The following is a 12,957-nucleotide window of genomic DNA, read 5'->3' on the forward strand; positions in this document are numbered from 1 at the left end:
GTATAGGTGCTAGGATATGAATAACATTTTTGAAAGCCGGATTTTGGTTATAGATGATGAACCTGATTTAAGAAGGATGATTGAAAATATATTGCGACAAGAAGGCTTTGAACATGTCTTTACTGCTGCTAATTGCGCACAAGCACGGCGTTTATTTGCTTCGATAAAACCCGATGGGGTACTTATGGATGTGATGCTGCCAGATGGAGATGGATTTTCGTTAATGTCTGAGTTTCGTAAGCTTTCCCCAGTTCCGATTTTGTTTCTTTCCGCACGAGATCAGGATGAGGATCGCTTACTTGGGTTGGGACTAGGTGCAGATGATTATATTACAAAGCCTTTTTTACACAGAGAGCTATTATTACGTCTTAAGTCTGTGCTCAATCGTGCTTATTTCCCTGTTTTGTTCAAGCAAGTGGATCACAAGCCCATTTTTTATTTGCAAGATACCAAGGTAGATTTAAATAGTGGCACAATTACAGTAGGAGATGCGCTAAGAAGTGAGCAAGAACAACGTTCATTAACGGCAAAGGAATTTGTAATTTTAGAGAAGCTATATGAAAATCGTGGACGGATTGTAACAGGAGACAGCTTATGTCACGCGGTATGGGGGGAAGGCTTGTATGGGTATGAAAATTCACTTATGGTACATATCCGCCGCTTACGCGAAAAGCTGGAGCCAGAGCCATCTAAACCCCGTTATCTTCTGACTGTACGTGGATTAGGGTATAAGCTGAAGCTGGAGGGTGAGCAATGAAAGGGATGCTCAAAGTATTGTCACGTTATGTTGCAACGGCGGCAACCGTTGCTGTGCTGCTACTTATATTAAATGTGATTGTTGCATTTGTATGGCTTACTGGAACGTATGATAGTGGGCAAACGCAAGGGAATGTGGTGGAAATTGCAAAACAATTAACCCTTAGCAACGGGAGTTTTTCTTTTACAGCACAGGGAAGACAGCAGCTTGAGCAGCAATTTGAGTGGGCGATGCTTCTTGATCACAACGGAGAAGTAATATGGTCAGAACAATTACCCGAAAATTTATTAAGAAAGTATACAACCTCAGATGTGGCAGGATTTTCTCGTTGGTATTTGGATGGATATCCAGTGTATGTGTGGCAGCACCCAGAGGGCTTGTTTGTGCTTGGATCGCCTAAAGATAGCGTTTGGAAAAAAAACTTGGAGATGCCTCAACATGTTGTTAAGCAGTTACCCGAGTGGATGTTAGGTGTATTAATTGCAAATACTGGGGCTGCGTTATTATTAGCCTTGTTATTTGGACTTCGTTTGTTTCGATCACTTCGATCTATCGCCAATGGAATTGAAGATATTGCGAATAATAAAGAGGTTCAGCTTCCCATCCGTGGGGTATTAGGTGATCTGGCACAAGGCCTAAACAAGACTTCAGCTCGATTAAAACAACAGGAAGCAGCACTCCAACGACGGGACGATGCACGAACAACATGGATTGCAGGGGTTTCCCATGATATTCGTACACCATTATCCATCGTGATGGGGTATGCAAGTCAACTGGAGGAAAATTCGAACCTACCTTACCAAGAGCAGGAGCAGGTACGAATTATTCGCAGTCAAACGGAAAAGATCAAGACATTAGTTAGTGATCTGAATTTAGTGTCAAAGTTAGAATATGATATGCAGCCACTTCACTTAATTACGTTATCTCCTGCTGCGGTGATTAGAGGTGTTGCTGTAGATTTTCTAAATAGTGGCCTAAGTAATTTATATACTATTGAAGTTGATGTGAAACCAGATGCTGGGCGTATTCAGCTTATTGCTGATGAGAAGCTATTGCAACGGGCTATTGTAAATCTAGTGTCCAATAGTATTCATCATAATCCCGATGGCTGTCATATTAATCTTGCTGTTCATCAAGAGGATGCAACCTGTCAGATTACAATTGCTGATAGTGGGGTTGGATTCTCAGCTCAGCAGCTTGAAGCTTTGAATTCCCCTCCTAACAGTGTTCAGTTAGATAGTCATGGGCTTGGACTCACTCTTGTGCGGCAAATTATGAAGGCACATCAGGGTACAGCTACATTTTACAATCGTGCTACGGGTGGCTGCGGGGTTACACTGGAGTTACCTATAGTAGTATTACAGCGTTAGGGAATTTTCTCTTTGTCTAAAGCCCATAGGTATACACCGTTCCTATCTCCATTTTGCCTAATATAATGTGGAATAAACAACGGTCTAGAGGTGGTAACCTGTGAAAATTGACATCGGCTGTGGTTTAAATAAACATCCTGGGTTTTTAGGCATAGATATTGAACCTTTTGCAGGTGTGGATCTCATTTGGGACATAAACAAACGTATTCCATTACCAGATCATTGCATTGAATTTATAATGGCAAGCCGCTCATTATGTTATGTGGATGATCTTTTTAATGTATTAGCAGATCTTTATCGACTATGTGTGCATAAAGCAGTGATTTGTATTTTAGCACCTTACGCTCATAATTTTAACCATATTTCAAACCCTTATCTTAAGCAAAGGTTCGATGAATCAAGCCCCAGATATTGGACATCTCAATTTTATCAGCCTACTCATGGCCCTATTTCACCCGAACTTACAGCTTATGGAGAAAATAAACCCGGATTTGATTTTCGCTTGCTACAAATGGAATTTATTTATGGAGATGACTTTGATTCTTCCTTTTATGATGTTGAGGAGTTAGAAACATTGCAACGATTTCAGCCTAATATGGTAAATGAAATTTTATACTTTATTACAGCAGTCAAACAGCCTATTACAAATTCAGAATTAGATTTGCTGAGTAGACAGTCATTTCCACTCCCGTCTGTAATAAAAAAAGATAGAGATAACAACGAAGAACAACATTAGTAAGTTAAACAAATAATCACTTCTTCTCAAATACATGTTAGTTAAGGTCCTTTAACTCACATGTATTTTTATTTTTGACATATTTATAATGTAAATTGCATTTATAGGTAAAAAGGAGTGAAGAAGTTAAGGAGATATTTAATTTAAGTAAAGGGGGGGATTACAATTCCTCTCGTTGTTCGAGCAACCTTTAACGCTACAGGAGCTATCACTTTTACAGGGAATACGTTAGGGCTGAGTAGATCAGAAACCGCTGGTGTTCCAGGGACACAAGACAGTATAGGTGCTTTTGTAACAACTAATACTGCTTCTGTATATGGCACTTATCCTGCAGGTACAACGTCATTGTACCAAAACAATAATTCATCTGCCCAACTCGTCCTGCCTACAGGAAGTACGGTATTGTATGCTGAATTGATTTGGGGTGGCTCTTACATAAATGGTAATGTCAATCTAAGTGCCGCTATTAACAATCCAGTTACATTTACAACTCCGGCAGGTACGTCCAGTGTAACGCCTGATTCGGCTACAGCTCAGCAGGTGGATCTAGGTGGTGGTGCATCTGCCTATGTGCGCTCTGCTAATGTCACCTCACTTGTACAGCAGGGAATGGCTGGAACGTATACGACAGGAGGGGTTGTAGGCACCATTGTTATTGCTGGTGATTCTACAGCCAACCATGCCGGTTGGACATTAGGTGTCATTTACCAAAACCCATCCTTGCCATTCCGTAACATGTCACTTCGAGCAGGTTCAGTATTAGTCCAAGCAACATCAGGGCCTGTCAATACGACAATTACGGGGTTTGCAACCCCTATATCAGGTGCGCTTGGAGGTAGAGCGTTATTCAGCGCGCAAGAAGGGGATGCTAACCGTACAGGAGATCAAGCATTATTTGGACCAACAACATCTTCACTTGTGGCATTATCTGGTCCAAATAATTTCGCTAACAATTTTTTTGCCTCGCAAATCAATAATGATCTTGGGCAACTGAATACGACAGGAACATTTGGCAATCGAAATCAAACTAATGGAGCGCCAGGAACTAATATCTCTGGGGGGAGACAAGGCTGGGATATTACGAATGTGGATGTATCAGCTAGACTGGTAAACAATCAGTCATCTGCGGTACTGAGCCTGACAACTTCAGGTGACGCCTATGTGGTGAATGCTAATGCTATTCAAGTTAATATTAATGCTCCTCAAATCAATTTGACCAAAAGTTCTAATGTTACAGGTGTAGTGAACGGGGATAGTGTTCTTTATACAGTAACCGTTAGCAATACGGGCACAGCAAATGCAGCTAGTGTTGTTCTTTCAGATGTTATGCCACCAGGTTCTACTTTTGTAGCAGGAAGTGTGACCGTAGCTGGTGTCGCTAGGCCCACATTTGATATTACAACAGGTGTCTCGCTTGGTTCATTAAATTTAGGCTCCTCAATTACGGTGACCTACAGAGCAAACGTGACCTCAGTTCCTTCACCACAACAGCTTGTAAATGTAGCCAACGCTGCTTTTACCTTTCAAAGTGTAGCTGGAGGTCCTATCATTACGGGGGTTATACCTTCTAATGGGGTTACACTCCCTGTCTATTCCCCTATTCTTTCTATCGCCAAATCAGCAAATGTAGCCAATGCAACTGTTGGTAACACTGTGACGTATCGTCTTGAAATTACGAATAGTGGAAATATTGGTGCAAACACAACGATTACTGACAATATTCCATCAGGAAGTTCATTTGTAGCAGGGAGTTTTACCGTAAATGGATCACCGATATCAGGGGCTAATCCAGTGACGGGTGTTCCGATCGGGACAATTGCAGCAGGTGCAACCTCTATAGTGACCTTTCAAGTGCTTGTTAACAGTTTGCCATCCCCACCTCAGCTAGTAGACCAAGCCAATGCTAACTATACCTTCCAACCACCAGATGGACGAACAATCTCGGGTTCTGCATCTTCTAACGTATTAACGTTGCCAGTGCAATTGCCTAACGTCTCTGTTGCTAAAAGTGCAAGTCTGCTTAATGCTACAGTTGGTGACACGATTACGTATTCTACTGTGATTGCTAATAACGGAACGGCAGCAGTAACAAATGTAGTTTTAAATGACACGTTGCCCACGGGAACTACGTTTGTAGCAGGGAGTGTTACCGTTGGCGGTGCACCACGGCAAGGCGCTTCGCCAACAAGTGGGATCGCAGTGGGAACCATTGCAGCAGGAACTTCAGTTAATGTTTCCTTTCAAGTCACAGTTACTTCTGTACCCTCTCCTGCACAGCTACTTAATCGTGCTTCTGCTTCGTATAGCTCGGGTACCTTTACAGGGATTTCATTATCAAATACAACAACAACAGCGGTTTTTCAACCTGTTATTGGTATATCGAAATCAGCAGATCGTAGCAGTGCTACACTAGGCTCAATTATTACCTATTCTTTAAATGTAAGTAATACAGGTAATATTGCAGCACAGGTTACCTTAACCGATAATGTGCCAACAGGCAGTACATTTGTGGCTGGGAGTGTCACCGTAGGGGGTGTAGCTAGGCCAAGTGATTCTCCAATTACAGGGGTATCACTAGGAACATTAAATCCTGGTAGCTCGATTCTTGTAACATTCCAGACAGAACTGAATAGTATTCCATCGCCCCCATTCCTCGTAAATCAAGCGGCAAGTAGCTACAGTTATCAGCTTCCTGACGGGCGAACAATATCAGGCTCAAGCTCATCACCAACAGTGACAGTAACAGCATCTGCACCGGATGTAGAGATTGCTAAGAGTGCTAATCTTACCTCAACTACCATTAATGATGTATTAACCTATACGATTTCTGTTGTGAATCGAGGCGTTGATCCTGTTACCAATGTAATTCTATCTGATCCAATTCCAGCAGGAGCTGCATTTGTTGCGGGTAGTGTTATCGTAAATGGTGCTGTAAATGCTTCTGCTAATCCAGAGGCTGGTATTTCTATTGGGACATTAGCGCCTCAAGCAGTAGCTAACATTACTTTTCAAGTGCGTGTTGTCTCCTTACCAAATACAGGAGCTTTATCGAACCGAGCCGCAGTTGCTTTTCGTTCTGGTTCATTTAGTGGAAGCTCTGCCTCAGAAGTGATCGTCACACCGGTCTATATTCCAAATATTTCGATATTAAAAAGTGCAACAAGACTAAATGCCACAGTGGGAGATACTTTTACGTATACGATGGAGGTGAGCAATTCCGGAAATATTGCAACAACAGTAAACTTGTTTGACCTGATTCCAGCAGGAGCTGTATTTGAAACAAATAGTGTTATTGTAGGAGGTGTACCAACTCCTGGTGTCAGTCCAGTCACTGGCATATCTACAGGGTCTATCCAGCCTGGAACTACGGTTATAGTGACCTTCCTAGCAACAATTACTAGTATTCCGCAGTCACAACGCTTAGTGAATCAGGCAACAGCAGGGTACACGTATAATCTACCTGATGGCCGAGGAGCTACAGGGACGGCATCCTCCAATGTAGTTACGATCACAGTATCGGCACCTAATGTTTCTATCGTTAAATCAGTAAGTCCAATCACACCTGTTACAGTAGGTGATGTGCTTACTTATGGTGTTGTCGTAACGAACAATGGAATCAGTAATGCAAACAACATTGTACTAAGTGACGTGTTATCAAGTAATACTTCGTTCATCCCCGGAAGCGTGATTATAAATGGCATTTCTCAGCCGCTTGCTAATCCGTCCTCTGGTATTCCAATCGGTACCCTTGCTCCTAACGCTTCGGCTACCGTAACATTTGAGGTGAATGTAACGATGGCAGTTCCAACACAAATTAATAACCAATCGACAGTTGGTTTTACGTCGGGGACGTTCTCCGCAACGTCGTCCTCTAACATTACAGTTACACCCGTAACCCAACCCCAGATTAGTATGGTCAAATCTGCAAATACAACAAACGCCACTGTAGGAGATTCTATCGTCTATACTATGGATGTAAGTAATACTGGAAATCTCTCAGGTAATTTGATTTTGTTAGATTCAATTCCAGCAGGTACTACATTTATAGAAAACAGTGTGAATGTAGGGGGTAATCCTCAACCTGGCTCCTCTCCAGTGACTGGGATTGCCGTAGGCATTATAGCTCCAGGCGCCACTACAAGAGTAACCTTTGGGGTTGTTATTACTTCATTGCCAACGCCACAGCAGATTAGTAACCAGTCAGATGCTACCTATACCTTTGTAACAGAGGATGGCAGACAGCTTTCGGGTACTGCGGTCTCAAATAGTGTGACCTTTCCAGTATCGGCACCTAATGTGGCTGTTGCGAAATCGACACCTTCCACAGTTGCAGCGGTTGGAGATACAGTAACCTATACCGTAACAATCCAGAACAATGGAATCGAGACGGTTAATAATGTATTGTTCTCTGATCCAATTCCAGCGGGTAGTACATTTGTTCCAGGTAGTGTGGTTGTTAATGGAACAACCATTGCAACGGCTGACCCTGCTTCAGGAATTGCATTAGCTGCTTTAGCTCCATCTGCAGTAACTACAGTTTCATTTAGCGTAATTGTAAATACGATTCCTACGCCTGCAACGTTAAGTAACCAAGCTTCCGTTAGTTTTACTTCTGGCTCATTCTCAGGGACTTCGTTCTCTAGTATTGTAGAGATTCCGGTATCTCAGCCGATTATTGACGTGGTAAAGAGTGCAAATGATGCTCTTGTAACTGTTGGTCAGACGCTCACCTATACGTTAGTAGTGACCAATTCAGGAAACTATGCTGCCCAAGTGAATGTTACGGATAATATTCCTGCTGGAACGTCCCTGTTACCAAACAGTGTTCTTGTTAATAACTTTCCTCAAGCAGGTGTTGACCGTCAACAGGTATTCCAACTGGTGTTTTAGAGCCAGGGGGGACAACAACGGTATTGTTTTCTGTCGTCATTGATACATTACCACTTGACCAGCAATTAAGTAATCAAGGGACTGCCTCATTTGCATTTACATTGCCCGATGGTCGTACGTTAAATGGCTCAGCGGTTTCTAATACGGTCAACATTCCTGTCTCCGCTCCAAATCTAACTGTAGTTAAAAGTAGTCCATCAACTGCGGTTAGCGTTGGTGATGTTATTACGTATACGACGGTCATTACAAACACTGGAGTTGACGCTGTAAATAATGCTGTATTCACAGATCCGCTGCCAACCAGCACTGCTTTTGTAGCTGGCTCTGTGACTGTAGATGGTGTGACAAGAGCGGGAGTTAATCCTTCAAGTGGTGTTGCCATTGGTACAATTGCACCAGGTGCTTCAGTGAATGTTAGCTTTAACGTAACAGTCACCTCTTTACCTTCACCAAATATTTTAAATAACCAGTCTACAGTGAGCTTTACATCAGGTACCTTTTCAGCGACGGCAATATCTGGACTCGTTTCTATTCCTGTATACCAACCGATTTTAAGCGCAGTGAAAAGTGCAAATACGAATAATGCAACGGTGGGAGATATTGTTGCTTATACGATTACAGTGAATAATACAGGTAATTTTGGTGCGGCACTTGTATTAACTGATACGATTCCAGCAGGAACAACCTTTGTACCAAACAGTGTTATCGTGAATGGCTCGCCAGCTCCTGGGACTGATCCTTCAACAGGAATCCCAATTAATATAGTGACAAGTGCAGTAGTCACCTTCTCTGCCGTCATTGATTCATTGCCACCTAGTCAACAGCTAAGTAATCAAGCTTCAACCACATATTCTTATGTACTTCCAGATGGTCGTACATTAACAGGTGCACTCCAATCAAATATTGTAACGATTCCTGTCTCTTCACCAGATGTTAACGTTCTTAAAACTACATCTACTGTTGCTGCTGCTGTAGGAGAAACCGTTACCTATACAGTTGTTGTCACAAATAATGGACTTCAGACCATCAACAATGTGTTATTCTCTGACCCAATCCCAGCGGGTTCAAGCTTTAATAGCGGTAGTGTTACTGTAAGCGGAGCACCTCGTCCAGCAGCGAATCCGGCTAATGGTATTGCACTTAACCCAATTGCACCAGGTGATTCTGTAACTATTACATTTGCAGTAACAGTAACAGGAGTATTAGATCCAGCACAGCTTAGCAATAGATCTATTGTAAGCTTTACTTCAGGTGCGTTCTCCGCCTCTTCGTTCTCGAATACGGTAGTAACCCCTATTTATCAGCCTAATATTGGTCTTGCTAAAAGTGCAAGTACGCTTAATGCTACTGTTGGCGATACTGTTGTGTATTTCCTAAATGTTACGAATACGGGAAATTGGCCAGCTGCCGTTACTATATTTGATGATGTCCCTACTGGAGCAAGCTTTGTCCCTAACAGTGTGCTTGTGAACGGAGCTCCACAGCCAGGGGCGAATCCAACGACAGGGATTGATGTAGGGATCGTTCCGCCAGGTGAAACAGTGAGTGTTAGCGTCTCACTTCAAGTGACAGTGGATGCCTTACCTTCCCCACAACAGCTAGTGAACCAAGCGGATGCAAACTATTCATTTACGTTACCAGATGGTGTGACACGCACAGGAAATCAACTATCAAACCTTCTTACAATTCCAGTGTCTTCACCAGATGTGACGGTGGCTAAGAGCACCTCTGCCATTGATGCTGTAGTTGGTGATATTATTACTTACACCATTTTGATTACAAATAACGGTTTATCTCCTGTTAATAATGTAGTAATGACAGACCCAGTACCAGCGGGAACTAGCTTTATAGCTGGAAGCGTAACGGTAGATGGAACGCCAAGACCAACTGCCAATCCAAACGTTGGTATAACCGTTGGTACGATTGCTGTTGGCAGCTCAGCAACAGTGACCTTCCAAGTTCGAGTTGTTGAAATATGAATAAGCAACTAAATGTTCAGCAAAAATTGTTGAACCAATCTCAAGTATCATTTCAATATGATAATGATAGTAATGTTAACAGTGTGACGTACTCCAATATTGTGGAGACTCCGCTGTATGGTCCAAAGCTACAAGTCACAAAGTCCGCGAATCCTAAAAATGCCACGTTAGATGAAACGATTACCTATTCGATCTTAGTTCGCAACAATGGCAATCGAGCGGCAGAGGTTACTTTATATGATGTGTTACCTAAAGAAGTCGTATTTGTTAAAAATAGTTTGCTATTAGATGGGATTCCACAGCCAGGTGTTATGCCTGGCCTCGGGATCTCGCTTGGAAATATGACAGCAGGCGCAGTCATCCGTGTTACTTTTCAAGCAATAGTTAGTTCACTTCCTTCAGATTTAAAAGTCCGAAATCAATCAGAGGCAAGATATTTATTTAATACCGTAGATGGAAGAAAAATAGAGGGAGTAATACGATCTAATATTGAAGAAGTAAATATTTTAGGTCAGCAGTTTACCGCATCTCTAGCCGCAAGTACAGGTTTTACGTTCCTTGGAGATATAATTTCTTATACGATTTCAGTGACAAATCGCGGCAATCGCAGGATGGAGAACACAATTGCAACAGCTCCAGTCCCAAGTGAGGCACAGTTTGTTCCGGGTAGTGTTACGATGGATGACTTTATGCTCCCCTCAGCTAACCCAAATCAATGGATGGAGGTAGGGAGTATTGATCCAGGCAATACAGTTCAACTTACTTTTCAGGTTAGAATGATCAGTATGCCACCCTCATCCATGATGGATATGCAAGCACAGGTACAAAGTCAAATCGCAGGAGTCTCCATTAAGCAAGTCACCAATCTAGTTCAGGTGAAAGTAATTCAACCGCAAGTTGGATTACAAAAAAGCGCAAGTGTAGCTGCCACTACAAAAGGAGAAAATATTTCATATTCGATAACGGTTCTAAACAATAATCCTTTTGCAATAGATGGGGTTGTATATGATGCTTTACCTGAAGGTGCCTTATATGTGTGGGATAGTCTTGTTATAGACGGTAAGGGCATAAGAGGGGTACATCCTTCCCAAGGCATTAACCTCGGTACGCTTCGTGCCAATACAGTTGCGAATATTTCCTTTGAGGTTTCTGCGCCCATGCTACTAAGTAATGTGTCTAATATGAATTGGCGAAACCAAGCGAGACTAAGCTACACCTATCGCATGCCTGACGGCAGATCCGTTCGGGAAGTTATGTTGTCTAATACTGTTATAGTTGCTTTATATGCCCCGATTATTACTTTAAATGTGACCGCTACACCCCAAGTTGTGGATAGAGGAGATCAGGTTGAATTGCAATATGAGATACGGAATCAAGGAAACATTGAGGCTGATGTTACGCTTACTAGTTTGTATCCTCCGGGTACTCAGCTGATCCCTAGCGGTGAAGTAGTTATTAGTAGTAATACGATAGATCAACAAGCAAGCCAACCATTATGGATTGGCACCATATTACCTAATCAAGTGATAGTGACTTCTTTACGGGTACAAGTTGAGGAAACCGTAGAAACGTCGATTATAAGCGGCTTTGCATTCGCCAATTATACCTATAAGGTAAATGATAAGCTATATCAAGATCAGGTACGTTCAAATGAATATAGTCTATATATCGATGATCCGTACGAATAATACAGGTACTAATAATACTGTAGGTGTGACTACAATCAAAGATCAACCTATTTTGATGTGTTATGTTTAAATAAAGGCATGGTAGGTAGAAGATGAATTAAACTTAACATAAGCAAGCAGCCGCCTTTGACGATTCATCGTTGAACGGGGTTGCTTTTTATTTTTCAGCATCCATAAAGAAAGCACCCTAAATATAGGTTGATATTTTAAATTAGTGGATGGCAAATACCCAAATTTGCGAAGGGACAGAGGATTCTGGAGAAGTGTAACGTTCGTATTTAAAATCTGATTTGAACAATAAAGGAATAAGAATATAAGAAATCTGATTTTAATAACGATCGAAAGAACCTCTGTTCCGTAGCTTACCATCTTCATGTTGGCATCCACCAATTTTATTTAACCTAAATATAGAAAGGAGCAAGGGAAAATGAATACTTGTTATCATTGTAGTGAGGCATTATGCACCCGTCAGGTTCCCATTTTTTCGTCTTTGTCAGAAGAAGAGCTAGGTAAAATCAGTGCCATGATTAAACATAAAAAATATAAAAAGGGTAATGCATTAATATTAGAGGAGCAGCCCTCTGAGACGTTATTTATTGTTAGAAAAGGCTATGTGAAACTATTAAAAATTACTGCACAAGGGAAAGAGCAAATTTTACGCGTGCTTTCTGTAGGGGAGTTTTTTGGTGAGCTAAGTATTTTTAATAGTGGAGAGACAAGCAATTTTAGCGCCTATGCCTTAGAGGATACAGAAATTTGTCTATTAACCAAAGCGGCTATGCAGCAAATTATTCAAGAAAATCCAGCGATTTCAATTAAGCTACTAGAGACAATTACTAGACGATTAGCGGCAACTGAAAATTTGGCTCAAAGCTTAGCGACCAGTGATCCAGAAATTCGAATCGCCTATATGATCATAGAAATGGGTAAAAAATATGGAAAACGTGAGTTGGAAAAAACGAAAATTAGACTTCCATTATCTCGTGAGGAAATGGCGAATTACGTTGGAGTAACAAGAGAAACAATTAGCCGTAAATTTAGAAAATTTGAGCGGGATGGAATTATTGAGATTAATGGGACCAGGGAAATAACGATTTGTGATGCGGATAAGCTATATGAGTATGTAGATTAAAAAAAGTGGTTGTCAACAATGGAGATGGAAGGCTCGAAACAGAGGATTCTTCCAATCGTTGTTAAAACCAGATTTCATTGTTATTGATTATTGGGTTGTAAAAATCTTTGGGGTGGTTGTCAACCACTAATTTAAATAAAGTGCCTTATGTAAAGCCTGATTTCATGACATCTATGTGATGAAATCAGGCTTTGTTTTGTTGCTATCTACGGTCTAGGGAATCTTTTATTCTTCTACAGGTATAAACTCATCTTTATCCTCGCCACATACTGGGCAAACCCAATCCTCAGGAAGATCTTCAAATGCGGTGCCTGGTGCTACATCCTCATCAGGATCACCAATCGCTGGATCATAAATATAGCCACATGGTTTACAAATATATTTTTTCATTTTAATAACCCTCCA

9 protein-coding genes are annotated in these 12,957 nt (G+C 41.5%); 7 read left to right on the forward strand and 2 right to left on the reverse strand.

Features of this window, described 5'->3' with window-relative positions; translation table 11 throughout:
• Nucleotides 1-16 precede the first annotated feature (16 nt).
• The 3 genes from ABE099_RS15460 (at nt 17) to ABE099_RS15470 (ending at nt 2,863) form a co-directional block, all read left to right on the forward strand.
• Nucleotides 17-757, forward strand: coding sequence for a response regulator transcription factor (locus ABE099_RS15460; protein ID WP_430032018.1), 741 nt, complete (start codon nt 17-19; stop codon nt 755-757).
• Nucleotides 754-2,127 (forward strand): sensor histidine kinase, encoded by a 1,374-nt coding sequence (locus ABE099_RS15465; protein WP_430032019.1) that lies wholly within the window; start codon nt 754-756, stop codon nt 2,125-2,127. Before ABE099_RS15460 ends, ABE099_RS15465 begins: the two co-directional genes overlap by 4 nt.
• A 100-nt stretch (nt 2,128-2,227) precedes the next feature.
• Entirely contained in the window at nt 2,228-2,863 is a 636-nt protein-coding gene (locus ABE099_RS15470) for a hypothetical protein (RefSeq protein WP_430032020.1), read from the forward strand.
• A gap of 143 nt (nt 2,864-3,006) precedes the next feature.
• On the opposite strand, the gene ABE099_RS15475 is transcribed toward ABE099_RS15470, so the two are convergent.
• Entirely contained in the window at nt 3,007-3,186 is a 180-nt protein-coding gene (locus ABE099_RS15475; protein WP_430032021.1) for a hypothetical protein, read from the reverse strand.
• Between the two features lie 22 nt (nt 3,187-3,208).
• On the opposite strand from ABE099_RS15475, the gene ABE099_RS15480 reads away from it, so the two are divergent.
• The 4 genes from ABE099_RS15480 to ABE099_RS15495 all read left to right on the forward strand — a co-directional run bounded on the left by ABE099_RS15480 (nt 3,209) and on the right by ABE099_RS15495 (nt 12,552).
• On the forward strand, nt 3,209-7,753 hold the full coding sequence (locus ABE099_RS15480) for a beta strand repeat-containing protein (RefSeq protein ID WP_430032022.1): 4,545 nt from the start codon (nt 3,209-3,211) through the stop codon (nt 7,751-7,753).
• Nucleotides 7,754-7,776: 23 nt separating this feature from the next.
• Entirely contained in the window at nt 7,777-9,732 is a 1,956-nt protein-coding gene (locus ABE099_RS15485; protein WP_430032023.1) for a DUF7507 domain-containing protein, read from the forward strand.
• Nucleotides 9,729-11,420, forward strand: coding sequence for a hypothetical protein (locus ABE099_RS15490; RefSeq protein WP_430032024.1), 1,692 nt, complete (start codon nt 9,729-9,731; stop codon nt 11,418-11,420). The genes ABE099_RS15485 and ABE099_RS15490 overlap by 4 nt, the downstream gene beginning before the upstream one ends.
• Before the next feature lie 427 nt (nt 11,421-11,847).
• Nucleotides 11,848-12,552: a Crp/Fnr family transcriptional regulator gene (locus ABE099_RS15495; RefSeq protein WP_210090744.1), complete on the forward strand. Its 705-nt coding sequence runs from the start codon at nt 11,848-11,850 to the stop codon at nt 12,550-12,552.
• A gap of 225 nt (nt 12,553-12,777) precedes the next feature.
• Here ABE099_RS15495 and rd read toward each other — a convergent pair whose 3' ends face one another.
• Nucleotides 12,778-12,942 carry a rubredoxin gene (gene rd / locus ABE099_RS15500; protein ID WP_430032025.1) on the reverse strand — a complete coding sequence of 55 codons (165 nt, stop codon included), beginning with the start codon at nt 12,940-12,942 and terminating at the stop codon, nt 12,778-12,780.
• Between the last annotated feature and the right edge of the window lie 15 nt (nt 12,943-12,957).

Source organism: Paenibacillus turicensis (assembly GCF_050461185.1).
In the GTDB taxonomy this organism is placed as follows: domain Bacteria; phylum Bacillota; class Bacilli; order Paenibacillales; family Paenibacillaceae; genus Fontibacillus; species Fontibacillus turicensis_A.